The sequence below is a fragment of the Corallococcus sp. CA053C genome (assembly GCF_003611675.1).
Lineage (GTDB): Bacteria > Myxococcota > Myxococcia > Myxococcales > Myxococcaceae > Corallococcus.
Map to the genome: position 1 here is coordinate 1 of NZ_RAWA01000005.1, position 24816 is coordinate 24816.

20 protein-coding genes are annotated in these 24816 nt (G+C 70.3%); 13 read left to right on the forward strand and 7 right to left on the reverse strand.

The window, feature by feature from the left end; genetic code table 11:
- The 5 genes from D7V97_RS44455 to D7V97_RS01425 all read left to right on the forward strand — a co-directional run.
- Nucleotides 1-565: hypothetical protein (locus D7V97_RS44455; protein ID WP_120608766.1), on the forward strand; the 565-nt coding region annotated here is incomplete at its 5' end.
- A complete protein-coding gene (locus tag D7V97_RS01410; RefSeq protein ID WP_120608767.1) occupies nt 562-2208 on the forward strand; it encodes a caspase family protein in 1647 nt (548 codons plus the stop codon). The genes D7V97_RS44455 and D7V97_RS01410, both read left to right, overlap by 4 nt.
- Complete coding sequence (locus D7V97_RS01415; protein ID WP_120608768.1) at nt 2208-3122, forward strand: carboxypeptidase-like regulatory domain-containing protein; 915 nt, start codon at nt 2208-2210, stop codon at nt 3120-3122. The genes D7V97_RS01410 and D7V97_RS01415 overlap by 1 nt, the downstream gene beginning before the upstream one ends.
- A gap of 121 nt (nt 3123-3243) precedes the next feature.
- On the forward strand, nt 3244-3735 hold the full coding sequence (locus D7V97_RS01420) for a hypothetical protein (protein ID WP_120608769.1): 492 nt from the start codon (nt 3244-3246) through the stop codon (nt 3733-3735).
- A gap of 110 nt (nt 3736-3845) precedes the next feature.
- Nucleotides 3846-4793, forward strand: a complete 948-nt coding sequence (locus D7V97_RS01425) for a DUF4382 domain-containing protein (protein WP_120608770.1) — start codon at nt 3846-3848, stop codon at nt 4791-4793.
- Nucleotides 4794-4879: 86 nt separating this feature from the next.
- On the opposite strand, the gene D7V97_RS01430 is transcribed toward D7V97_RS01425, so the two are convergent.
- On the reverse strand, nt 4880-5431 hold the full coding sequence (locus D7V97_RS01430; protein ID WP_120608771.1) for a YceI family protein: 552 nt from the start codon (nt 5429-5431) through the stop codon (nt 4880-4882).
- A gap of 143 nt (nt 5432-5574) precedes the next feature.
- On the opposite strand from D7V97_RS01430, the gene D7V97_RS01435 reads away from it, so the two are divergent.
- Together D7V97_RS01435 and D7V97_RS01440 are read left to right on the forward strand one after the other, a co-directional pair.
- Nucleotides 5575-6480: a LysR family transcriptional regulator gene (locus D7V97_RS01435; RefSeq protein ID WP_120608772.1), complete on the forward strand. Its 906-nt coding sequence runs from the start codon at nt 5575-5577 to the stop codon at nt 6478-6480.
- Between the two features lie 109 nt (nt 6481-6589).
- Nucleotides 6590-7285 carry a pirin family protein gene (locus D7V97_RS01440; protein ID WP_120608773.1) on the forward strand — a complete coding sequence of 232 codons (696 nt, stop codon included), beginning with the start codon at nt 6590-6592 and terminating at the stop codon, nt 7283-7285.
- Between the two features lie 71 nt (nt 7286-7356).
- Here the strand turns inward: D7V97_RS01440 and D7V97_RS01445 are convergent, their stop codons facing one another.
- From D7V97_RS01445 to D7V97_RS01455, 3 genes are all read right to left on the reverse strand, one after another.
- On the reverse strand, nt 7357-8886 hold the full coding sequence (locus tag D7V97_RS01445; protein ID WP_199728669.1) for a hypothetical protein: 1530 nt from the start codon (nt 8884-8886) through the stop codon (nt 7357-7359).
- A 179-nt stretch (nt 8887-9065) separates the two neighbouring features.
- Nucleotides 9066-9608 carry a DUF2378 family protein gene (locus tag D7V97_RS01450; protein ID WP_120608774.1) on the reverse strand — a complete coding sequence of 181 codons (543 nt, stop codon included), beginning with the start codon at nt 9606-9608 and terminating at the stop codon, nt 9066-9068.
- Between the two features lie 91 nt (nt 9609-9699).
- Nucleotides 9700-13650 (reverse strand): bifunctional serine/threonine-protein kinase/formylglycine-generating enzyme family protein, encoded by a 3951-nt coding sequence (locus D7V97_RS01455; RefSeq protein ID WP_120608775.1) that lies wholly within the window; start codon nt 13648-13650, stop codon nt 9700-9702.
- 64 nt (nt 13651-13714) lie between these two features.
- Between D7V97_RS01455 and D7V97_RS01460 the strand changes: the two genes are divergently transcribed.
- Nucleotides 13715-14650, forward strand: coding sequence for a sigma-70 family RNA polymerase sigma factor (locus tag D7V97_RS01460; RefSeq protein ID WP_120608776.1), 936 nt, complete (start codon nt 13715-13717; stop codon nt 14648-14650).
- Between the two features lie 14 nt (nt 14651-14664).
- On the opposite strand, the gene D7V97_RS01465 is transcribed toward D7V97_RS01460, so the two are convergent.
- From D7V97_RS01465 to D7V97_RS01475, 3 genes are all read right to left on the reverse strand, one after another.
- Nucleotides 14665-15765, reverse strand: coding sequence for an ADYC domain-containing protein (locus D7V97_RS01465; protein ID WP_233582449.1), 1101 nt, complete (start codon nt 15763-15765; stop codon nt 14665-14667).
- 245 nt (nt 15766-16010) lie between these two features.
- A complete protein-coding gene (locus D7V97_RS01470) occupies nt 16011-16943 on the reverse strand; it encodes an SWIM zinc finger family protein (RefSeq protein WP_120608777.1) in 933 nt (310 codons plus the stop codon).
- Entirely contained in the window at nt 16940-19954 is a 3015-nt protein-coding gene (locus D7V97_RS01475; protein ID WP_120608778.1) for a DEAD/DEAH box helicase, read from the reverse strand. The genes D7V97_RS01470 and D7V97_RS01475 overlap by 4 nt, the downstream gene beginning before the upstream one ends.
- 102 nt (nt 19955-20056) lie before the next feature.
- Between D7V97_RS01475 and D7V97_RS01480 the strand changes: the two genes are divergently transcribed.
- The 5 genes from D7V97_RS01480 (at nt 20057) to D7V97_RS01495 (ending at nt 24645) form a co-directional block, all read left to right on the forward strand.
- Nucleotides 20057-21544: a hypothetical protein gene (locus D7V97_RS01480; protein ID WP_147444641.1), complete on the forward strand. Its 1488-nt coding sequence runs from the start codon at nt 20057-20059 to the stop codon at nt 21542-21544.
- On the forward strand, nt 21541-22575 hold the full coding sequence (locus D7V97_RS45650) for a hypothetical protein (RefSeq protein WP_233582450.1): 1035 nt from the start codon (nt 21541-21543) through the stop codon (nt 22573-22575). Before D7V97_RS01480 ends, D7V97_RS45650 begins: the two co-directional genes overlap by 4 nt.
- Before the next feature lie 19 nt (nt 22576-22594).
- Nucleotides 22595-22744, forward strand: a complete 150-nt coding sequence (locus D7V97_RS45655; protein ID WP_233582451.1) for a hypothetical protein — start codon at nt 22595-22597, stop codon at nt 22742-22744.
- A 4-nt stretch (nt 22745-22748) separates the two neighbouring features.
- A complete protein-coding gene (gene tnpB / locus D7V97_RS01490; protein ID WP_147444642.1) occupies nt 22749-23114 on the forward strand; it encodes an IS66 family insertion sequence element accessory protein TnpB in 366 nt (121 codons plus the stop codon).
- A 115-nt stretch (nt 23115-23229) separates the two neighbouring features.
- Nucleotides 23230-24645 (forward strand): IS66 family transposase, encoded by a 1416-nt coding sequence (locus D7V97_RS01495; RefSeq protein WP_120608781.1) that lies wholly within the window; start codon nt 23230-23232, stop codon nt 24643-24645.
- Nucleotides 24646-24816 lie beyond the last annotated feature (171 nt).

A 24816-nucleotide genomic window follows, 5' to 3' on the forward strand; every position in this document is an offset into this window, starting at 1 on the left:
GCGCTTCGCCGCGCCCCCCCGGCAGTACTGGGGATGGATGGCGGGAGCGCTCGCGGCCTCCGTGCTGATGGTGGTGATGGTTCCCCTGGTGAAGGGCCCTGGCGCCACCCGGGACCTGTCCCCCGAGGGCATCAAGGGTTCGGGGCGCATCTCGCTGGAGCTGGCGGTGGTGGCCCGGGGCGTGGACGGCGAGCTGCGCCGGCTGGACGCCGGAGCCGCGGTCGCCAAGGACGAGGTGCTGCTCGTGCGCTACCACGCCACCGAGTCCGGCACCGCGCTGCTCTACCAGCAGCGGGAGGGTCAGCCGCCGGAGCTGCTGGGCCACTTCCCCCTGGAGGCCGGGACGCACGACCTGCAAGGGCCGGACGGGCTCGCGGGCGTGAGCCTGGAGACGGACGAGGGCTCGCTTGCCCTGGTGCTGGTCGCCTTCGCGGCCTGGGAGCCAGCCACGGAAGCGGACGCGCTCGCGGCGCTCGGGACGGACCAGGCGTCGGACACCCGCCCGGGGACGGTCGCGCGGTTCGACGTTCGCGTCCAGACAGGTCAGACTTCACGCCAACCGTGAGGCAACTGCTCTTCCTCCTGCTCGTCACCCTCACCGCCTGCGCGGGCCCCTCCGCCGCGCCCGGTGACAAGGGCGGCCTCGTGCCGCTCCGGCTCGATGAATCCGACCTGTCTCGTGCCTACACGCCCCGGCGGCTCGCGCTGCTCGTGGGCGTGTCCGCGTTTGACGACCCCCAGTGGCGCGACCTGCGCTTCTCCGCCAAGGACGCCATCGACCTGGGGGCGGTGCTGAAGGATCCCGCGCGCGGCCACTTCGACCAGGTGCGCGTCCTCACGCGCCCGGAGGAGACCACGAAGGAGGCCGTCCTCGCGGCGCTGCGGCAGCTGCGGCGCGAGGCCACCCGCCCCGACGACGTGGTGGTGGTGTACCTGTCCGCGCACGGCACGCTCGCGCGCGACGGCCGGGGCGAGCTGACGCGCTACCTGGTCACCCGCGACGCGTCCTACCGCGACATCCCCCAGACGGCGCTCTCCATGGACGCGCTGAAGGGAGAGTTCGAACAGCTGCCCAGCCGGCGGCGGCTGCTCGTGCTGGCCACGTGCCACAGCGGCAGCGGCAAGTCGCTGCTGCCCCGCGAGCTGGAGGTGGAGCTGGCCGGCATCAAGTCCGGCTTCTACGCGCGGCCGCTGGAGGAGTCCTCCCGCGCCTCCATGGTGTTCGCCGCGAGCGACTGGGGCGAGACGGCGCGCGAGGACGACAGCCTCCGCAACGACATCTACACGCACTTCCTCGTGGAGGGCCTGGGCGGCACGGCGGACCGCAACGGCGACGGCGCGGTGACGGCCACGGAAGCCCACGACTACGCGCGCCGCCGCACCTTCGCCTTCACCGAGGGCCGGCAGCGGCCGTCGGCGGAGATCCTGGAGGTGGGCGCGGATCCGGTCATCCTCGCGGGCCGCATCGACCGCGCGGGCCAGCCAGAGATGTTCTCCTACAACCCGCGCCTGGACGGCTTCACGCTCAAGGTGGACGGCGAGACGCGCCTGGAGCTGCCGGGCGGCACCGCGGTGGGCGCGGGCCGGCGCACCGTGGAGCTCACCAAGGGCGACGCCGTCCTCGTGCGGCGCGACGTGGACGTGGCGCAGGGCCAGCGCCTGCCGCTGGAGCAGCTGCTGTCGGAGGCCATCCCCCGGCGCTCGCTGTCGCTCGTGGGCGGCATGGTGTCCTTCGCGGACGGCCAGAGCCGGCGCGACGTCCTGCCCGCGGCGCCCCAGGTGGGCGTGGTGCTCCGGCTGGAGGACGTCCCGCTCGAAAACCTGGGGCTGCTGGTGGACGTGGGCTTTGGCCGGGGGAAGCGCACGCTCCAGGTGGCCCCTGGCAGCGAGGTGCCCTTCGGCTACACGGCGCTCACGCTGGGTGTGGCGGCGCCCTACCTGTGGCGTTGGGAGCGGTTGACGCTTTTCGCCGGGCCGCGTGTGGCCGCGCTGTACCTGCGCAGGTCTTTTGACGTGGAGGCCTTCTCCGGAGGCCAGCGTTACTTCACCGTGAGCCCTGGCGTGGTGGCCGGGCTGGCGGTGCGCCTGGGCGAGCGGTTGGAGCTGACGGCCCAATCGCAGCTCCTGCTGACGTACGTGGTGGTGGACTCCCGGGGACAGGCGGTGGGTTTCCTCGGCGGCCACGCCGGCGTGGGGTACCGCTTCTGATGCGACACACACTTTCGCGCCTCCCACTGACGCTGCTCGCGCTGGGGCTCGCTGCTTGCGGCAGCCTGGACAACGCGCCGTTCCAGGCGGGCACCGTGCACGGGCGGCTCACGCAGTTCGACCCCGCCGTGGCCCTGGTGTCCGTGATGGGCGCGCCCGACGTGCGCGCCACCGTGGACGCGGAGGGGCGCTTCACGCTGCACGGCGTGCCCGCCGGCCCCGCGGAGCTGTTCATCGTGGCCGCGGCGGACAAGGCCGCGCGCGTGCCGCTCACGGTGCAGGGCGGTCAGTCCATCCAGCTCACGGACGTGGAGCCCGGCCCCGCCAGCACGCTGTCCGTGAAGGTGCACGCCCGGGGCAACCTGAAGATCAAGAAGGGGCAGGCGTCCGTGGACGACACGCCCCTCGCGGACCTGCCGCTCGACGACGACGGCAACCGGCGCGTGGGCCCCCTGCCGGACGGCTGCTACACGGTGAGCATCTCCGCGCCGGACTTCCCGAAGCGCTCCCTCCTGGACTGCGTGGGCGGAGGCACGCAGAAGACGCTGAAGGTGGAGCTGCTGCCGGACGAGGCCTACGCGAGCAAGGGCTGCGCGCAGACGGGGTGCGCGAACGACAGCGTGTGCGCGCCGGACGGCAAGTGCGTGGAGTGCCTGGATGACAGCGCGTGCGGCGCGTCGCTCGTCTGCCGGGGCTTCCGCTGTGAAGGGCCGGGCCCGCAGTGCGCCCCGTGCAACGGCAACTGGCAGTGCGACGCGGCCACGCATTGCGAGGACGTGCCCGGCGACGAGATGGCGTGCGTGGCGAAGTGTGGCAATGGCAGGCCCCCGTGCGGCGAAGGCTTCACGTGTCAGCAGGAGCTCTGCCTGCCGGACCCCGCGTACTCCACCACCTGCTGGTCCTACCGACAGTAGGGCACCACAAAGTCACTCCAGACCCGTGGCCGCTGTCTTCCCGGCCAGGTCTTCCTCCAGGGGGGCGCCTCCGCTCGGAAACGGGGAGGTGAAAGCAGTTCCACTCACCTGGAGGATTCCCATGCGAAACCTGTCGGCTTCTTCGTCCGCGCTGAAGATGGCGTTGTGCGCACTGTTGTTCGTTGGCTGCGGTAGCGCCACCGAGTCCGACACGCTGCTGGGCACGGGCGGCGACAACCTGGGCAGTGAGGAGGCGGAAGCCCCCGCCACCGACGGAGGCGAAGCTCCGGGCGGTGCGGGCCGCGTCTCCATCTGCCACATCCCTCCCGGCAATCACGCCAACGCGCACACCATCGTGGTGGGCATGCCCGCGGTGGTCGCGCACCTGCGCCATGGCGACACCGTGGGCGCCTGCGAAGGCGAAGCGCCCACCGACGGTGGCGTGGGCAGTGAGGACGCGGGCACCGGCGCGGTGGATGCCGGCACGGGCGGCGACACGGACGCCGGCCCCGCGTGCTTCCCGCAGGGCACCGCCTGCGACGCCGAAGAGGGAAACCCCTGCTGTGATGGCCTCACGTGCGTGGAAGGCGCGTGCTGGCCGATCATCGGCTGAGCAATCCCTTTCATCCCGCCGTGGCCGATACAGGCCCCGGCGGGTCTCCCGTCCGTTCAATACCAGCCGGGCGCCTGCGAAGGCCCTGGCACAACCCCCGAGCCCACTCCATGCCCTCCCTTCGTCGCTTGACCTCTTCCCTGCTGCTCGCCACGGGGCTCCTGTGCCTCGCCGCCTGCGGTGACTCCACGGGCCGCGTGTCGGTGAAGCTGACCGACGCGCCCGGCGACACGTTCGAGAAGGCCGTCGTCACCATCTCGAAGGTCTACCTGAAGGGCAGCGTCGAAGGTGACAAGGGCGCCGAGGGCAAGGGCGAGGTCGTCCTGCGCAGCGAGCCCATCACGACCAACCTGCTCACGCTGGCCAACGACGCGGCGGACCTGGTGAAGGACGTCGAGGTTCCGACGGGCAACTACCGCGAGCTGCGCTTCGTCATCACCGGCGGCTACGTGCAGGTGAAGGAGGACGGCGGCAGCCGCGTCTACGCCACCTCCGCCAACTACGAGGGCCTGCCCCCGGGCACCCAGGTGGACGGCGACCTGCAGATGCCGAGCGCCGCCAGCTCCGGCCTCAAGGTGAAGTTCGACAAGGACGCGGACGTCTCCGTCACCAGCGACGAGGGCCAGAAGGTCATCCTGGTGGACTTCGACGTGTCCCAGAGCTTCGGCCGCGCCGCGGGTGGCTCCGGCCGTTGGGTGATGGGCCCGGTCATCAAGGGCGCGGACCTGGAGTTCTCCGGCAACGTGGAAGTGACGCTCCGCCTGGGCGCGGGCGTGCAGCTGCCCGTCATCGGTGATGCGCAGGTGCAGCTGACCAGCTTCTCCGCCGTCCTCATCAACGCCGACGGCGGCCGCGAGCCGATGGCCTTCACCGCCGGCGCGAACGGCGTCTACGTGGCGGACTTCAAGTACCTGCTGCCCGGCACCTACTCGGTGGACCTCGTCGGCCCCACGGGCGTGAGCTTCACGAGCGAGCCCGGTCACCCGACGACGGCCACCGTCGGCTCCGGCGCCGAGGCGTCCGTGGCCTTCACGCTGACCGCAGCCTCCAAGCTGTAACCGAAAACGCATCCCGCGGTCCTGGAAGGACCTCCACGGCGAGTGGAGGTCCTTCTTCATTTCCAGCGGGTGATGCGCGGCCCTGCTCAGGCCGCCTGCTCCGCCGTCTGCGCCCGGGCCGCCTGCACCTCGAGGGTGATTTCAATCTTCTCGCCCACGAGCACGCCGCCCGTCTCCAGCGCCTGGTTCCACGTGAGCCCGAAGTCGCGGCGGTCGACGGTCCCCTTGGCCTCGAACGCGGCCTTCAGGTTGCCCCAGGGATCCTTGCCGACGCCCAGCGCCTCCGCTTCCAGCACCACCTCGCGGGTGATGTCGCGGATGGTCAGGTTCCCCGTCACACGCAGGCCCTTGCCGGACGCCTGCTCCACCTTCGTGCTCTGGAAGGTGATGGCGGGGAACTTCTCCACGTCGAAGAAGTCCGCCGAGCGCAGGTGGTTGTCGCGCTGGGCGACGCCCGTGTTGATGCTCGCCGTGTCGATGCGGACGGAGACCGCGGACGCGGTGGGGTTCTCCTCGTCCAGCGTCAGCGTCCCGCTGAACTGCTGGAAGCTGCCGCGCACCTTCGCGATGACCATGTGGCGCACGCTGAAGTGGATGCCCGTGTGGGTCGTGTCGATGTTCCAGAGGTTCGAGGCCATGGCGGTTGTCCTGTCGTGAGCGGTTTGAGTTGTTTTGTTCCGACGAGGAGCAAGGTAGCGGTGACAGGGCTTCCGGATTAGATGGGACGAACAGGAAGAACTGTTCCATTGCTGGGACAGTCCTCGCTCCCCGGGACGGCGCCATGGACCTCAACGAACTCCTCGTCTTCGCCCGGGTGGTGCAGTCCGGCAGCTTCACGGCGGCGGCGCGCGCGCTGCGCATGCCCAAGTCCACGGTGAGCCGGAAGGTGTCGGAGTTGGAGGAGCGCGTGGGCGCGCAGCTCCTGCAGCGCACGACGCGCAAGCTGCACCTCACGGAGGTGGGACGGGCGTACTACGCGCACTGCGAGCGCATCGTCCAGGAGGCGGAGGCCGCGGAGCAGGAGGTGACGCGCATGCAGGCCGGGCCGCATGGGCTCTTGCGTGTGACGACGCCGCTGTCCGTCCCCTTCCTCGCGCCGCTGGTGGCCGGGTTCCTGGAGCGGTATCCGGACGTGCAGGTGGAGCTCTTGTGCACGGACCGCGCGGTGGACCTGGTGGAGGAGGGCCTGGACCTGGCCGTGCGCGCGGGGCGGCTGCCGGACTCGTCGCTGATGGCGCGCAGGCTGGGAGACATCGCGCGCGTGGTGGTGGCGTCGCCGGAGTACCTGGAGGCGAAGGGCGCGCCCAAGACACCGGCTGACCTGGCGAAGCACGACTGCCTGCTCTTCGGCACGGCGCTGGAGGGCAACGTCTGGACGCTGCACGCCGGAGGGCGGTCCGTGGAGGTGAAGGTCTCCGGCCGGCTGGTGGTGAACGAGCCGGACATGCTGCACGCGGTGACGGTGGCGGGCTCAGGCGTCGCACTCCTGCCCGGCCTCCACTGCGTCGATGACCTGGAAACCGGGCGCCTGCAGCGCGTCCTGCCGGACTGGAGCTCCGCGGGTGCGCCCGTGCACGCCGTCTACCCGCCCACCCGGCACCACGTGCCCAAGGTGATGGCGTTCGTGGAGTTCCTGCGCGAGCACTGGCCCATGCGCCAGGAGCCGCTCAAGCGCGCGAAACGCTGAAGCCGCCGGCGCGTTGCGTCCCATGGGTGGAACAATGCGTCCCGACTTCCGTGTCTGGCCAAGGCGGCTTTGGACTCGCATTGTGTTGGGAGAAAGGAAGCACCCCATCATGATGAACGTTCGACCCTCTGAAGCCCGCGGACATGCCAACCACGGCTGGCTCGACTCCCACCACACCTTCTCCTTCGCGAGCTACTTCGACCCGGACAACATGGGCTTCCGCGCCCTGCGCGTCATCAACGAGGACCGCGTCACCTCCGGCGAGGGCTTCGACACGCACCCGCACCGGGACATGGAGATCATCACCTACCCGCTCAGCGGCGCCATCGCGCACCGGGACAGCACGGGAGGCAACGGCCTGCTGCGCGCCGGAGAGGTGCAGCGCATGACGGCCGGCACCGGCGTGATGCACAGCGAGATGAACGGCTCCAACGAGGACGTGCACTTCCTGCAGATCTGGATCATCCCCGACAAGAAGGGGCTGAAGCCCGAGTATGAGCAGAAGTTCTTCCCGGAGAACGACCGCCAGGGACGCTGGCGCCTGGTCGCGAGCCCCGACGCCCGCGACGGCAGCCTCACCGTGCACCAGGACGTGCTGCTGTCCAGCACGCTGCTGAGCCCGGGCGAGAAGGCCGAGTACACGCTGCCCAAGGGACGTCACGCCTGGGTTCAAATCGCGCGCGGCGCCGGCACGCTCAACGGCGTGGCGCTCAAGGCCGGCGACGGCGTCGCCGTCTCGGATGAGTCGAGCCTCGTGCTCGTCGCCACCGAGCCGTTGGAGGCGCTGCTCTTCGACCTGGCATGAGCCGGGACGCGAAGAAAGCCCCCGGGTTGAAGAACCCGGGGGCCTCGTGCTGTCAGGTTCCCGCGGCGGCGTTAGCGGCCGTTGTATTTGAGGTCGCGCGGGTTGACGGGCGGCGAGCCGTGGAGGGCGTCAGCGGCCTCGAAGGCCTGCATGCCGCTCTTGCCCTGGGTGGCCTGCTGCCACGCCGGCAGCGACTTGAAGGCGAAGACCATGTCGAAGTCGAGCGGCACCGAGCCCTTGTCCAGCGGCACGCTGCCCGGCTGGTCCTGGAACCACTTCATCCAGCCCGTCGAGCCCGGCACTTCAATCACCAGCGCCTGGCCCACCGTCTGCGGCGGAAGCGTGGGGCTGGGGAGCAGGAACGACTGCATCGGCCACTCGGCCACGCTGTGGCAGCTCATGCAGGACGAGGCCGGGACGGACGCGAACTGCTGGCCGTTGTAGTAGGCCGGCGCCACCACGGCGCCGTCGTTCGGGCCGGAGAGCCGACCGCCCCAGCCGAGCGTCGCCGTCGAGTACGCGGGCGCCACCGGGTTGATGACAGTTTCGGCGAGCGGCGCGCCGGGGTTCTGGGTGGAGTTGACGTTCGGATCATCCCCCCACATGGCGCCCAGCGGGATCATCTTGGCCCACGCGTCGCCCGGCACGCGCTTGTCATAGACGAGCGTGGAGAACACCCAGCCCGTCTTGGGCGCCGTCTTCGTGTCCTTGACGATGATGTCGAACTGCATCACCGACGCGTTCATCACCTGCGGCGGCGCGGTCGGCGGGCCATTGGGAGGCACGACGTAGAGGGGCCAGGTGGTGGCGCCCTCCATCACGGGCCAGTCCTGGGCCAGCGCGCTGGTGAGCGCCGCCTTGACGACGATGGAGCCCTCCGGGAACTGCCCGGACGTGTTGGTGAGCGTGGGGTTCATCGCCGTCTTGCCCCACACCTGCCCCAGCGCGTAGGCCGCCACGTCGTCGTAGTACGTGAGGACGTACGTGGTCATGTCCACCTTCAGGCCGGACGCGGCGAAGGTGTTGGCGGGGAACTCGGAGCCCACGTAGGTGCCGTGGATGCTCTCGCGGATGGAGGCGAGCCACGGCTCGTTGTACCAACCCGCCTTCGCCGCATCCCACTGGGGATAGTTGTAGAGCAGCGTCTTCATGTCCGACGCGATGTAGTCCTTGAGCGCGTTGACGTAGGCGATCGCGTTGTCCTTCCCGATGGGCCGGCCCTTCAGCGCCGCGATCCACGGGGGATTGGCGGGCGGGGCGACGGGACTCGTCGGGTAGTCATGGCTCAGGTTGAACAGCGGCCCCGAGTACTGGGACTGGGCGGGGATCTGCCCGTTGTTGTCCGCGAAGGGGTGTGCGTTGACCGAGTTGAGCTCGAAGGCACGGCGGACCGCGGCGAACGGCGTCTTCACGTCGGTGGCGGCCTTGGCGTCGGGCACCTTGGACGAAGCCGGCACCACGCTCCCGGCGGCGGGCTTCTTCGGAGCCTTGGACTCCGCGGCGTCGGCCTCGGGCAGCTTGCACGCGGAGAGGGACAGCGCCAGGCAGCCCGTGAGCCCCACGGCGCCGGACAGCAGCAGGGATTGGCGAGAACGCTTCATGGAAGAGCAGTCCTTGGAAAAGGGGTGCATCGCAGCCCTGGACTGCACGATGCGAGCCACTTTCCTGGATTGCCCTGTGTCGTCTGGGGATGGCCTTGCGTGGAGGGCCGGGCCCCCGGAAAGGACGGGGGCGGCGCGTCTTCACGGAAAGCATCCGCGTCCGCGCGCGACGCAGGGGCTCAGGGGTCCCAACGGACGCGGTACGAACAGCCCTGGCCGTCGAAGTCGAACGGTTCGACGCGCAGGTTCCTGGCGCCCGCCCGGATCAGGCTCGCTTCGATGATGCCCCGCAGGTAGCCCGGGTTGCCGTTGCACTCGCTCACCCGGATGAGGTGGTGCGCGGGGCCTTTCGAGATGAGCTCGCTCTTCTGGTAGTTGTTCACCGTCTCGAAGCTCTCCTGGATGCGGACGACGACCCGCTCGGGCCCGAAGATGGGCCACATGGACATGAGCGCCTTGCCCAGCTGCGTCTGGGCGAGTCCCTGGATGATGCCGACGCCGATCAGCCGGTAGCCCTCCTCCGCCGGGACATCCGGGTGGAGGTACTGCACGGTGATGCGGAGCGCTTCGGCGAAGACCTGCCGGGACGTGTTGGGGGGGACCTCCGCGTCCAGGTCCATGCCCACCGCGCACAGCCGGGCCTTCAGGTCCGGGGTGAGGCGGCCGCCCACGGAGCGGAAGAGACCTTCGACCGTGTGACGATACACAATCTCTTCAGCCATGAATCACCGTCCCCGGCGCGGCGTTCCCATGACGCCGCGCGCGCGGATCCTAGCGCATCGCCCCGGGACACGCGAAGCCGGGTGGGGGGCCCTACCGGGGGTCGAACGAGGCACAGACGCGCACGCCAATCCGGACGTCGCGCGCCGTCGGGTCCCCGGGGGAGAGATCCGCGCTGGCCGCGACGAAGGAGTCGTAATACCAGGAGCCTCCCCGGGTCACGACCCGGCCGAACTCCGGTGTGACGGAGCGCGTGAGCTCATAGGCATTGCCCACCATGTCTTCCAGGCCGAAAGGACTCACGGAGACGGGATGGGAACCGACCGGGTCGGGCCCGAAGGCCAGGGGCTTCCGGTCGTAGGTCGCGTCGATGTTCGCGTCGTCGGGCTGGAGCTCGTCGCCATGGGAATAGCGGCGGCCATCCGCGCCTCGGGCCGCGTGTTCCCATTCGTGCTGGCCACACAGGCGGGCGCCCGGCATCCGCTTCGTCTGGTGGAGCCAGTAGAAGTAACCGTCCAGGTCCTGAGCGGAGACGCCGGACAGGGGGAGTTGCTTCCAGTCGACGGTGTTTCGCCGGGGCCGCCCCGCGTAGACGAAGGGCTCGCCCTCCCTCGCCGTCTTGAACACCTCGGGTGAGTGATAGAACGTGAAGCGCCACTCCCCGTTGGGGTGCTGCCGCAGCGTGACCGCCCCACCGGGGCCGAAGCGCGGCTCCTCGAGGATCCGCCTCGCGGGTGCGTCGGGAAGCTGGTCGTTCAGGTAGGTCAGCCAGTCACCGAACGTCACCTCGTTCCGCCCAATCACATACCCGTCGGAAAGACAGTACCGATGTAGGGGCGCACTGAAGGAGAACTTCCGCACCATCTCGGGCTCGGAGCGCCCCAGGAGGAAGCACCCGGGCGGGATGTAGACATGACCCTCGGGCACTTCGGTGGGAAGCACGAGGCGGACGGTTTCGCGGGCCCCGTGCGTCAGGAACAGCGGCACGTCCACCGGCACGCGCCCCGGGTGCGTGACGTGGAGCATGTAGGAGCCCTCGGGCAGGATGATGCCCGCCAGGGGCGTCGGGCCCAGGGGGCCGGTCCGCGCGACGGGCTCCCGGCGGAACGTCCCCTCCTGCTGGGTGTAGCGCCCGATTTCGACACGGGCGCCGGGAGGCGTGGTCACGACCTCGATCCGCGCCGGGGCCCGCAGGCTCCGCAGCCACTCGCCGCCCTCCTTCGAGGTCTCCACCTCCTCCGTCAGTCGCCGCATCCACTCGTCCCGCTCCTCGCGCAAGAGGAAGGACTCGGCGAGGAGGACGCGTTCATGAAGGACCTCCGCGATGAGCCGGCGCATGTCCACGTGGTGACGGTCGCGATCCAGGCCCCGCTCCAGGCTCCGGCTGGCGCGGGTGTAGGCCGCATCCGCCTGGGTCCGCAGGGCGAGCGCCTCCGTCCATCGCCGCTCGGCGGCCGGACGGAGGTCCGCGGGTCCCAGCGGAGCCTCGAATTTCATGGAGGCGGTCGTCCGACCATCGAACAGCGCCATCGCCTCCTCGCGTCCCACGCGGGCCTGCTCGGCGAACGCGCGGCCCGCGGCGAGCGCCTCCCGCGCCGTGCCCAGCTCCGCGGCGAGGAAGCGCGAATCCTCCAGGTGCGCCTGCAGGCGAAGCCCGCCATAGGAGGCGAGGACAGCGAGCGCGAGGACCAGCACCGCGAGCCCCCTGCCCCAGCGCGCGCGCGTCACCGCACGGTGGGAGGCGCGCAGGAAGGCGCGCTCACGCGACCCCAGGGTGGATGGCTCCAGGAGCCGCGTCTCCTCCAGCTGGCGTTGCCCCCAGAGGGCATCGCTGACACGCCGCAGCCGCTCCCACTCCGCGCTGGCCGCCTCCACGCGCTTGCGCAGCACCCGGTGGCCGATGTCGTCATCCAGCCAGTCGCGCAGCGTGCCCCAGCTCTTGATGAGCGACTCATGCGCGATCCCACAGCGCGGCGGTCCCCCTTCGGTGCGCATGTGCAGGAGGCGGCCTTCGACGAGCGCACGAAGCGCGGTGCGCGCCGCGGTGTCCGAAGCCTCCGCGAGTTCCTCCACGCCCCGCTCGATGCGCGTGCCCTCCCCCGTCACGAGTTGGAGCAGGAGCCGCCGCGCCGCCGCGTGCTCCTCGGGGCTCAGCCGCGCCAGGACTCCATCGGCATGCCGGGACAGCGCTCCGGCCACGCCACCCATCGCCTCCAGCGCCTCCAGCGTGATGCGGCCCCGTGCGGGATCGCGCCGCTCCCACAGCTCCGCGAGCGCGAACTGGAGCAGCGGAAGGCTGCCCACGCCGTGCGCCGTGGAAGCCACGAGCGTCTGCACCAGCGCTTCGGATTCGAAGGCCACGCCCTGGGCGCGCGCGGGACCGACGATGGCCTCGCGCACGCCTTCAGGCGACAGCGGGCGGAGGATGTAGAGCGCCCGCTCGGCCTCGTCCCCCAGGCCCGGGAGCGCGCACAGGCGCGTGAGGTAGTCCCCGCGCACCGCCATCAGCACGTGCACGCCCGAGGACGGCAGGGCCAGCTCCCCCATGAGCCGGGCGAAGTGCGCCGCCTGGACCGGCTCGGCGAGGGTGAGGAGCTCCTCCAGCTGATCAATGAACAGGAACAGGCCGCGCCCGCGGGAGTACGTCTCGCGCAGCGCCTGTCCCAGCCAGGCCGGCGTGGCCACCAGCGCCTCGACGAGCTCCGCTTCCTTGCGCCCGAGCAGCGGCGCGAGCGCGGCGGCCAGTGCTTCGACGGGACGGGGCCCCGGCCACAGCGTGACGATGACCTGCTCACGGCCTTCGTCCAGCGCGCCCGAGGCCACCCGGGGCAGCACCCCCGCGCGGCACAGCGACGACTTGCCGGCCCCGGAGTCTCCGGCGACGAGGACCAGGGGGCGCGTGCGCAGGCGCTCCAGCACGGCGCGGATGTCAGCCTCACGTCCGAAGAAGAGCGCACGGTGTTCGGCCGCGAAGGGAGAGAGCCCGCGATAGGGATTGCCGTCCACCAGCGGCACGGGCGTGAAGGAACGCTCCAGTCGCTCCAATGCCTCGCACAGCGCCTCCGCGGAGACGAAGCGCTCGTGCGGATCCACCGCGAGGCAGCGCGTGATGATGGCGGAGAAGTCCGGATCGACATCCGCGCCGAGCGCGGCCCGGGGCAACGCGGCCCCCGGGCGCGGCACCTGTCCCGTGCACAGCTCATGGAGGATGAGCCCCAGCGCATACAGGTCGCTTCGCACCGTCGCGGGCCCCCCGGCGAGCATCTCGGGCGCGAGATAGAGCGGCGTGCCGACGAGGAGCCGCGCGTCGGAGGTCAGCTCCGCGCCCACGTCGAAGCGCTCGGCCAGTCCGAAGTCGAGCAGCTTCACCTCGCCGTCCCGGGTGACGAGCGCATTGGAAGGCTTGAGGTCGCGGTGGAGCACGCCCTGGCGGTGCGCGGCCGCGAGCCCCCGGGCCAGGCCCACGCCCAGCGACAAGACCCGCCGCCACGGCACCGGCAGGGGCAGCTCCGCGAGGCTCTCGCCGACGACGTACTCGGAGACGATGTACGGATGGCCGTCCACCGCGCCCACGCTGAACACGTTGACGATGTTGGCGTGCTGCAGGCGCGCGAGCGCCCGGGCCTCGGTCGTGAAGAGCTCACGGACGAGGGGGTCGGGCCGCGCCGACGCCATGAACTTCACCGCCACGCGCCGATCCAGCGAGGTGTCGTGCGCGAGGAAGACCACGCCCATGCCACCCCGGCCGATCATCCGCTCGATGCGGAAGGCGTCGAAGGTCTCCGGCGGCATCCAGGGGTGTCCCGGCTCCGGGGCCGTGTCCTCCGGTGCCGGGGCCTCCGCGACCTCCGCCTCCGGGCGCTGGAGGCCGGGCGTGAGCAGGGCCACGAGGGTCCGACAGGCCTCACATCCGGCGGCGTGCCGGTGGACCTGGTTCAGCGCCTCGTCCGGCAACCGGGCCTCGAGGAACTCGACGAGGACGTCGTCCGTCAGGCAGGGGGAAGGGTTTGGACGCACGGAGTCGAAAGGCCGCACGCTAGCCATGCGGCGTACATCCTTCAATGGCATGCGCTGGGGACAGGCAATGGCGCATGGTATGGGCCAGGGTATGCAACAGGTGCCCGAGCTGGTCGCGACGTTCCTCGCGCACACGAAGGTGCGCTTCGTGCCCCTGGCGGACGAAGAGGCCATGGCCCTGGAGTCCGTCCTCCTGCGGGCCTGGGAGGAGTCGCGCGCACGATGGCCCACCGTCGCGCTCCCCGCCGGGTTGTTCGTGCGGCACGTCGCCGAGCGGCTGCCCCCGTCGGTGCCTTCCGATGCCATCGCGCCGCTGCTCACCGGGCTGTCCCTGACGGAGCTCTACCTCGCGTGTGGCTGTCTGCAGGGCATGGCCTCCGCGCACGAGGCCTTCGAGCGGGCCTACCTGGCCCGACTGCCGGAGAAGCTCCGGGGCCTCAAGCAGGCCGACACGGTCATCGACGACGTCCGCCAGAAGGTGCGCGTGAAGCTCCTGGTCGCCACGCCCGAGCACCCGCCCCGGATGGGGGACTACACGGGGCGTGGCGCGCTGATGAACTGGGTGCTCGTCATCGCCGGACGCACCGCGAACAAGCTGCGCGCCGCGGAGAAGATGGGGCCGGAGGACAGCGCGGACGAGCTCATCAAGGCGTTGCCGGGGCAGGGCCTGGATCCGGAGCTGGACGTGATGAAGCGGCGCCACCACGCCGACTTCCGTCAGGCCGTGCGCGAAGCGGCCTCCACGCTTTCGTCCGAGGACCGCCACCTGCTGCGCCTCCACTTCGCGGATCGGCTCTCGACGTACGAGATGGCGCCGCTCTTTCGCGTCAACCAGTCCACCATCTCCCGCTGGTTGAAGCGGGCGCAGCAGCAGGTCTACGAGGAGACCCGGCGCCGCCTGCAGGAGCGGCTGGGCCTCACCACCGAAGGCTTCAAGAGCTTCCTCGCCTTCGTCGACAGCCAGCTGGACCTGACCCTCAGCCAGCTCCTCGCCGAGCAGGGCAAGCCGCCGCCCCCGGAGGGCTGACCCCGGCAAGTGGCCTATGGCGCGCTGGCCGATGAGGTGGATCCCTTCGGCGCTCCATACGACAGGTTGCGCAGCAGCGCGGTCCCCGGCTCCACGTCCGCGCGTCGCGCCGTGCAGTGCTCCCCTGCCCCCAGCTCGACCGCGGCGCCCGTCTGGAACCGCTGGGGGCACTCGCGGAGGATGGTCTCCATCGCGCGGCCGTCCCGCGTGCGGGCAAGGCACGTGGCCCCATCCGGCGCCCACGCCGCTTCGAATGAAGCCTTCGTGGGATCCCACTCCCGCGACGTCTCGGTCGCCCGTTCGAGCAGGCCGAACCTGTCGTAGATGTCGATGGTGGTGTCCTCATGTGTGTGATTGCGGCCGTTGCCGCAGTAGTCCGCGCGAGCCAGCCGCGTGCAGGCCTGATGGAGATCCGCGAGCGACCGTCCCTCGCGAGAGGCCCACGGCTTGTAGCCCCAGCGGATGCACTTGGTGATGGCCCCGTTCTCACAGGCGAAGGTGAGCTTGCCCGGAGCGTCGACGTGGGCCCCGCTGGAATCCCAGACACCGCTCACCGCGAGGGCGCGAGGGTCGGGCACGCGGTCGACCGCGACGCAGGGGTTCTCCCACTCCTGCGCCACCGCGTTCCAGGCCTCGATGCGATAGAAGACCATGCCCGCGTCCTCGGCGGAGGGTTCGGCGCCGCAGATGGCCACCTCCACGGGCTTGCCGTCGCTGGAGGTGCCCTGGAGCACGGTGCCGACGACGCCGCTGGTGACGGCACCGGCGTCCGGTGATGGAGAGGCCACGAGGTGCCCCCCGTTGAAGCGAAGGGCCTTCACACCGACGTCCGCCTGCCGCAAAGGCGCGAGGTCCACCGAGACGACCACGCTGTTGCGCTCGTCGGTCGGCTTCTCGGAGTCCCAGCTCCGCCGGGTGCCCCACAGCATGGTCCCCTGCGGCCGAGCGATGCGTTGGGCGGACTGTGACTGGCAGCGGCGCGAGTAGTGCTCGGCCCGGGGCCCACTGACCGCGAACCTGGGCGCGAACTTCGCGGAGGCCGGCGCGGTGGCTCGCGCCAGCATGGGGACCGACAGGACCAGGCAGACCAGCAGACAGCGCGGCGACAGATTCACGACATTCACTCCGGTGAGCCCACGGGCAGGGGCGGAACAGGTGCCCTGCCCCAAGAGAGCCCGCGACCGGGAAAATGATGCAGGAAATCCGCTGCCGCCTTCCAGTTCACCTGGAGCCGGGATGAACAGGTGACCTCGATGTGATGGACGGTGCACAGGATGTCCGCGACTGACGAGAAGCCTCGTCCAGCATCGGCTCCGCCCCCCGCTTGAGGCAGACGCGGTTCGACGGGCTCGCCATGGGCCTAGCCCTCATTGTCTGGCGCGACTTGCAGGTCCTGTTCGGCCATCGCGATGCGTCGCGCGGCCTCGGCCGCTTTGCGAACAAGCGGAGACAGCATCTCCGCGGGCGAGACATCCGCACTCCACGCGGCGGGAACCCCAAGCTGCCGCAGGACGGCACCGTGCGAGCTCGGCGCATCGAACGAGAAGTGGAGCGCCGGCATGGCTTCCCGCGCCCGGTCGTAGTCCGCAGGCTTGATCTTGCCGAGCACCACCTTCGGCACCTTGAGCGCTGAGCCAGCTTCCCTGTTCGTCTCCTCCCTGGCGCTTCTCGCGCGCCCTTTCCTGGCCGCCGGTGTGTCCTCGCCGCCGCGTGCGCTTCGGAGCGCGTCGAGCACCTGCGCCTTCGTTCGTCCGCGCAGCTCGAAGAGCAAGAACGGGTCGCGATCAAGGGCCTCGCCGAGCACGTAGTGCGTGGCCGCGACGTGCTTGCAGGGATCACCCCAGTCGGGACACGAGCAGCTCGTCACGAGCTCCGTGCGCTGCGTGGGAAACAAGGGGGTCCCCGCGGCGTGGAACACTTCGTCGATCTCCTTCGGCATCCGCCCCGCGAGAAGCTCGGCGGAGAACCGCGCCTCGCCGGCCATTGCGACGATGGCTTTCGTCCACGCGGCCGCAGGCAACTGCGCGAGTGCAATCGTAATCGTGTAGGGCGTCGCACGAGAGCCCGTGACCTTGGCGGTGACCTTGCCTCCCTTGACGAGGAGATCATGGGTGCGTCCGGCGCGCGCGTAGGTCCGACCGCGCGCGAGGCGTGCCGAGTCGCCGCTCAGCACGTTCTCAAGCGCTTCGATCCAGCGCTGTCCCCACCAGGTGGCGCCGGCCTTCTTCATCTTGATGCCGTGCTCGGGCGGCGGCTTCTTCGGCGCTGGCGTGTACCAGTCCCAGCGGCTCATGATCGCACCATCCCACGGCTCGCGCGCGTCGCGGGCTTGCGCCGCCGCGAAGCAACGGACGCAGCGTCCTCGTCGCCCTCCTCACCACCGACCACCGCCCCCTCGGACAGCGCGAACAGGTCGCGCAGTTCGCGAGTCCCGAGTTCGGTGATCCACTGCTCTCCCGTGCCGACGACCTTCGAGGCGAGCTTCCGCTTTTGCTCGAGCAGGTGATCAATCTTCTCTTCGACCGTACCCGCGCAGACGAGCTTGTGGACCTGCACCGCGCGCTTCTGCCCGATGCGGTAGGCGCGATCCGTGGCCTGGTCCTCCACGGCCGGATTCCACCAGCGGTCATAGTGGAAGACGTGATTCGCCGCGGTGAGGTTCAGGCCCGTGCCTCCCGCCTTCACCGACAGGACGAAGACGCGCGGCCCATGGGGTTCCTCCTGGAAGCGCCGAACCATTTCGTCGCGCGCCTTCTTCGGCGTACCGCCGTGCAGGAACACGACCTCGCAGCCCAGGCTCGCATCAAGGTGCGCGACAAGCCGGTCCCCCATCTCCCGGAACTGGGTGAAGACCAGCGCCTTGTCGCCCGCGGCCATGGCTTCCTCCAGCATCTCGGAGAGGCGCGCGAGTTTTCCCGAGCGCCTGGGCAAGGGACCGCGCTCCGAGAGGTACTGTGCCGGGTGGTTGCAGATCTGCTTGGTGAACGTCAGCAGCGCGAGCACACGACCGCGACGCTCAATGCCATCCGCGTCCTCGATGCGGCGCATCTCCTCGTCGACGACGGCCTTGTAGAGCGTGGCCTGTTCGCGCGTCAGCGTACAGATGACCTTCATCTCGTTCTTCGGAGGAAGGTCCTGGATGACCGCGGGATCACTCTTGAGTCTGCGCAGGATGAAGGGGCTCACGATGCGGCGCAGACGCGCCGCCGCATCCTCATTGCCATGGCGCTCAATCGGCACGGCGAACTCACGGCGGAAGGTCTCGAGCGGCCCGAGCAGGCCCGGGTTCGCGAATTCGAGGATCGACCAGAGCTCCGCGAGCCGATTCTCGACGGGCGTGCCGGTGAGCGCGAAGCGGTGGCTGGCAGGGAGCGCTCGCGCGGCCCTCGCCGTCGCGGAGGCCGCGTTCTTGATGTTCTGCGCTTCGTCGAGCGCGACGACGGACCAGTCGACGCGGGCAAGCAGTCCGGCATCGCGGCGCAAGAGGCCATAGGTGGTGACCACGAGCGAACCAGGCTCCTTCGGAAAGTCCTTCACCGAACGCATGCGCCCGGCTCCGTGGTGCGGCGTGATGCTCAGCGAGGGCGCGAAGCGCTGGACCTCACGCTCCCAATTGCCCACGACCGAGGTCGGCGCGACGAGCAGGGTCGGGCGGCCGTCGCGGGGGACCTCCTCCCTGCGTCGGAGCAGGAAGGCGAGAAGCTGCATCGTCTTGCCCAGGCCCATGTCGTCGGCAAGACATGCGCCGAGGCCGAGCGAGCCCATGGTCGAAAGCCAGTGGAGGCCGCGCGCCTGGTAGGGACGGAGGCTCGCATTCAAGGTCGCCGGGGCCACCAGGTCGGCCGCCGCGCCCTGCCGCAGGCGCGAGAGCAGCTCCGCGAAGGAGCCCGTCGCGGCGACTGTCACCGGGAGCTGCCCCTGGCGGATCTCTCCCGCGAGCGCCGCCTGCACGGCCTCGCGCATCGTGATGCGCGCCGGACCGCCCGCGATGCGCTTCTGGATGTCGTCGAGTTCGCGCGGATCGATGGCGACCCAGGCTCCGCGAAAGCGTACGAGTGGCGCCTTCTGCTTCGCGAGCGCTGAAAGCTCGCGGGCGGTGAGCGCCTCGTCGCCGACCACCGCATCCCAATCGACTGCGAGGAGTTCATCGAGGCCAAGTCCCGCGACACCGGAGACAGCGCCGGCAACCCTCGACTTCCCGCCGACGCGCATGCGCAAGCGGAGACGGCGCTGTCCCGCGGCCGTCAGCTCGCGCGGAACGATCACGCCGAAGCCGGCCTCCGCGAGCACCGCGGCCCCATCGCCCAGGAACGTCCAGGCGGTGGCGGGGTCGAGTTCGAGCGACTCGGGCTTCGCGCTCGCGAGGGCACGCTCGATGGGCGTGAAGAGCCGCGATGCGCGTCCGAGCGCTTCGAGCAGCGACTCCTGGGGATCGCGGAACGCTCGACCGAACTTCTCAAGGCTGCGCCCCTTCGTCGTCCAGACGTCCGCCGCGGGCACGAGCAGGCTCGGATCGTCCGGGGATTGCAACAGGAACCGCAGCAGGAACGGAGCCCGGTCGGCCTCTGGTAGTTCGAGGCGGAAGCAGGCGCGCAGACGATCACGTGCCCCCAGGGCGGGTTCGCTCCAGCGCTCGATCTCCTCGACGACGGAGCGCTCCGCGAAGCCCTGGGGCTCGAAGCTTCGCCGAGGCCCTTCGAGCGCGGCACGCCAGCGTTGGTCCCACGACGAAGGTGCGGGCGCAGCGCCCTTGCGCGCCGCGGCCTTCTTCCCGGGCGGCAGCTCGGGTTTGCCACGGGTCGTGCGAACCAGCGCGTCAACGACAGCGTCCAGGTATGCACGGAGCAGCGCGTCGGGGGCCCACACCTCGCGCGCATCGCCGTGAGCGACGGGGAGCGCGTGCGCCGCCGGCGGCATGCTGCGCGCGAGCGCGGCGACCCTGGCCGAGTCCCCGCTCGCGGAGAGTGCCGCCGCCCAGCGGGCCTCGATGCCGGCGTTCTGATATGTGATTGTCGGGATGATGCGCTCGCGCGACACCAGTTCGATCGCGAGCTTGCTGGCGAGCACCCACGTCGCCACGGAGGCAGGAAGCGTCCCGACGCTCGCCGTGGGAACCACGGCGAGCATCGTCAGGGTATCGAACAGGGGCAGCGTGAGGCCGTCGACCTGACGTCGCCCCTCGGGGGTCACGATGATGGCCGGATGCGGCGTCCCCGAGCGGCCAAGCGAGGGGAGCTCGCGCGGCGCGGGCTCTGGGCCCCAGAGAAAGAGGGACTCGGCTTCGGGTAGGTACAGGAGCGGCATTGACTGCTTTTCATCGCATGGGCCCCCCAGAACGGGAAGCAGGACGAAGCCGCGGGGGTGGTTGCCTTGTCGGGTTCCGGCGGGCTGGGGCAGTGTGGCGGCATGCGAAACGTCGACGACGTGGAGCGCTTCGCCGCCGCGGCGCAGCGAGCCGGGTGGGCGGACCCGTCCGAGGTCGACGACTGTCTCCGACAGGGAATCACGGCGTCGCTTGCTGGCGACCACGCCTCCGCGTGCGCCATCTTCAGGGCACTGCTCATCCCCATGTCCGACGGGGACATCGACCTGGGACAGGATGAGATGGCCGAGGAGGTCCTGTCCGTGGATCTCCACGACTGCGCGACGCGGTACCTCGCCGCCGTGTACATGACCACGCCGGTGGAGGGGCGAGCGGATGCCCTCGTGGCTGCAATCGACGAGGCGTACGGGCTTTCGTACTTCAGAGACCCTGTCGAGGAGCTCCAGGCGGCCCTTGGCGGGACACTCCCTGACATGGAGGCGTTCCTGCCCGCATGGATCGCCCGCCTCGAGCAGGACGCGAAGCCGGTGTCGCAGTGGGAGTCCCAGAAGGAGCGTTGGCTCCGCGCCGCGATCGGCCGCAGGGACGGCGTCGCGGGTCTTGAGCGCATCGCGCGCACGACGAGACACCCCGAGGCCGTACAGGCCTGGTGCGACGCGGTCAAGGCGGCTGGAGATGGGGCAAAGACGCTCAGGGCCTACGAGACCAGTGCGGCGCTCGTGACGTCCGAGGGTTGGCGCGGGGGCTTCCTCGACGGGGCTGCGCTCGCCGCCCAGGTGCTCGGACGAAAGGACGCGCACACGAAGCTCAAGGCGGCCTGGCTCGGCGAGCCTTCCCTGACGCGGCTGCTGCGGTGGCTGTTCGCCGGAGAACCGACCTCCGCGACGCTTCGCAAGCGTGCGGCCTCCGCACTGAAGGCAAGCCCGACGAAGGCCCCCCGACTCGTCGGGTTCCTGAATGTGCTGGTGGGCGACATCGAATCCGCCGCCCAGCGGCTTGCGCGGGCGCCCGGCCTTGGCTGGTCGAGCAGCGACCATCCAGGCCACCTCCTGTTCCCGGTGTTCGCGTGGCTGCTCGGTGGCGCGCCGACGGGATCGGTCCGTGCGGAGCTCGCGCGGGTGCTCCTTCAACCGCGGGACTCGGAGGACGGCACCGGGTTTGCCTTCCTCGGTGAGATCGGCACGAAGCAGGACGCCGGACCGCGGCTTTCGACCCCGTCGGTCATCGACGCGCTTCAGCGGGCAGAGGTCACCAGGCGCCTCACGGCCCAGGAGCGCGGGGTGGCGCTCACGGCGATGAAGGCCGCGGCAACGAAGCGAACCGATGGGGTGCTGGGTGAGAAGCGGCGCCGCTACTACGGGCATGCCGCCGCGCTCGTCGCCTGCTGCGTCGAACTCGAGGACGGGACTGGCAGGGCCTCCGGAACCTCGCCGTGGGCCGAGGCGCTTCGCGCGCGGACGTCCCGGTTCCCCGCCTTCCAGGAGGCGCTTCGCGCACCGCTGGCGCGAAGGGGCCCGGGTTCCGTGGACAACCCAGGCACATGGACGGAGACCGAGGAGGACGACACATGAGCGAATACCAGTGCTACGAGTTCATCGCGCTCGACCGACCACTCACGCCGAAGCAGATGGCCGAATTGCGCGGCATCTCCACGCGCGCCGAGATTTCACCAACCCGCTTCTGGAACGAGTACCAGTGGGGCGACCTCAAGGCCGACCCAGCGAAGCTCCTCGCGCGCTACTTCGACGCACATCTCTACTTCGCGAACTGGGGCACGCACCGGCTGATGCTGCGTTTGCCAAGAGCTCGCGTCGACGTGAAGGCGCTGAAGGGGTACTTCACTGGCCGGCACGCGGCACGTCTCACGCTGGCCAGCGAGCACGTCGTGCTGGACTTCAGCAGCCAGGACGAAGAGCCCGAGGATGACGAAGAACGCGAGGGTTCACTCGCGGCGCTATCGCCCCTCCGCGCGGAGCTTTTGCGCGGCGACCTGCGTTCCGCCTATCTCGCCTGGCTCCTGGCGGTCCAGGCGGGTGACGTCGGCGACGAGGCCCCGGAGCCGCCGGTGCCCGAGGGGCTTGCCACGCTCACGGCGGCGCAGCAGGCAATGGTGGAGTTCCTTCGCATCGACGTCGATCTCCTCGCCGCGGCGGCACGCGACAGCGCGGAGCCTGACAAAGGCGACGACGCTTTCCGACGTTGGGTCACGCGCCTTCCACCCGCACGGAAGGACCAGTGGCTGCTACGCGCGGTCGACGACCCCGACCTCGCGCTCGGCGGTGAGCTGCTGCGGACGTTCCGTGCAGAAAAGGGCCCGGGCGCAGCCGCCGCGCGACGCACGGTTCGTGAGTTGCAAGCCCTCGCCGAGACGCAGCAAGGAATGAGAGTAACCGTCCGGCCAACGACGTGCCGTGAGGGATTGCCGGGGGCGCGTTGCGCAGCAGACGCTGGCGGGCATGTCGAAGCAGGTGGAGAAGCCGGAGTGGGCGCGCGTCGCGGAAGCGTTCGAGGCCAGCGGGCAGACGCAGCGGGAGTTCGCGTTGGCGCGAGGCGTGAGGCTGAGCACGTTGCAGTCGTGGGTGTACCGCAGGCGGCGGTGTGAGGCGACGCGAGCCGAGCCGGTGCGCCTGTTGCCCGTGCAGGTAGCAGCGCCGGTCGCCGCGTCCGAGTCCGTGCTGGAGGTGGTGGCGGCCAGCGGAGCGCGGGTGCGCTTCACCGTGGGGACCGACGTGGGGTACGTGGCCCGGCTCGTCACCGCGCTGGGGCGGTGAGGCGGTGTTCACGCTTCCTGCGTCGGTGCGCGTAGTGCTGGCGACGGAGCCCGTGGACATGCGCAAGTCGATAGATGGCCTCATGGCGCTGGTGCGCACGGCGTGGGGTGAAGACGTCTACTCGGGGCACCTCTTCGCCTTCGTCTCCAGGCGGGGGGACCGCATCAAGGTGCTGACGTGGAGCCGGGGCGGCTTCGTGCTGCTCTACAAGCGGCTGGAGACGGGAAGATTCCGGCTGCCGCGCGTGGACGCGGAGGCGAAGGCGGTGACGCTGGACGCTACGCAGTTGGCGATGCTGCTGGACGGCATTGACGTGGCCGAGGTGAAGCGCCAGCCTGCCTGGGCGCCCCCGGGGCGTACAGGTAGCTGAGCACGTCACCTCGTGAATGCCCTACCCGGCGCGTCGTTGAGAGCCGGTGCCCAGAGTCCTCCCCCTCGACCATTTCTGCCCCTGGCGTGAGGAGGCGGAGGAGCTTCGCGAGCGGATGACGTCGCTGGAGTCGAAGATGGCCGCGCTGGAGCGGCGCGTCTTCGGCAAGAAGACGGAGAAGATTCCGCCTGTCGCCCAGGAGTTGAGAGGCGAGGCGCGAAGCCCCGAGGAAGAGGCGGCGCGGGCCGAGGCCGCCCTGGTGAAGCGCCGGGAGCGCGCGGCCCGGAAGGCCGCGGAGGCCCCGACGCGCGAGGTGCGGCACGCGGTGCCACCCGAGGCGAAGCACTGCCCGACGTGCGGCAGCGAGGACTTGAAGCCGCTGGGCGAGGGGCGCCGGACGGTGCTGTACGAGTACGTGCCGGCTTTCTTCGAGCGCCAGGTGCACGTGCAGGAAGTCCTCGCGTGCGCGTGCGGCCAGGGCGTGGTGACGGCGTCCGCGCCCGCGAGGGTGGTGGACCGGGGCGAGTACGGCCCGGGCTTTCTGGCGCACGTGGTGACGTCCAAGTGCGCCGACGCCATGCCCCTGCACCGGCTCGCCCAGCGCGTGGAGCGGGGCGGTATCCCCATGAGCCGCAGCACGCTGACGGACCTCTTCCATGAGGCCGCCTCGGTGCTGCTTCCGCTCTCCACGCACCTCTTGCAAGTCATTGCAGCCTCGGAAGTGGTGTGGGCCGACGAGACGCCCCTGCGCGTGCTGGACGTGAAGAAGACACGCCAGGGCTACCTCTGGACTTTCCTCACCCAGACGCAGCAGGGCGAGTGGCTGCTGGGTTATCGCTTCAGCCTGAGCCGGGCGGGCAAGACGCCCCAGGACGTCTTGGGGGGCACCCGAGGCGCCCTCGTGGTGGATGCGTACACGGGCTACAACGCGGTGACGCTGCCCGAAGGCCGCGTGCGTGTCGGCTGCTGGGCGCACGTCCGTCGTCGATTCTTCGACGCGCTGCCCACCGCACCGGAAGCCCGCGAGGCCTTGGACTTCATCCTCGCCCTCTACCGGGTGGAGGCCGAGGCCCGCGTCGCGGGCCTCGTGCGCACCGACGCCCACCGCGAGCTGCGCCAGCAGAAAAGTGCCCCGGTCCTCGCCGCGCTGTGCACCTGGCTGGAGGAACAGGCTCCGCGCCACCTGCCCAAGGGGCCGCTGGGGCAAGCCCTCTCCTACGCCCGAAACCAGTGGGACGCCCTCACCCGATTCGTCTCCGACGCGCGCCTGCCTTTGGACAACAACCGCAGCGAGGGCGCGTTGAGAAAAGCGGCCCTCGGCAGGAAGAACTTTCTCTTCGTCGGCCACGAGGCCGCAGGGGAGAACCTCGCGGGCCTCTACGCGCTGGTCGCCACCTGCGAGGCCAACGGCGTCAATCCCGAGGACTACCTCGCCGACGTGCTGCTGCGCGTCCAGACGCACCCGAACGCCCGCATCGGCGAGCTGCTGCCGCACGAATGGAAGCGCCTTCACGCCGCCGACTCCTCCTGAAGTCGCGCATCCCCCACGGTCATCGCCGCTCAACCGTCGTGGCTCGTGCCGAGCACGGCCGACGTCCGCTCTCAAGTGATCCGTCACGTCATTGGCCGGACGGTTACGAATGAGAGAGACGGCTGAGGCCGCCCGTGCGAAGAAGGCTCAAGACGCAGCTGAAAAGAGGCT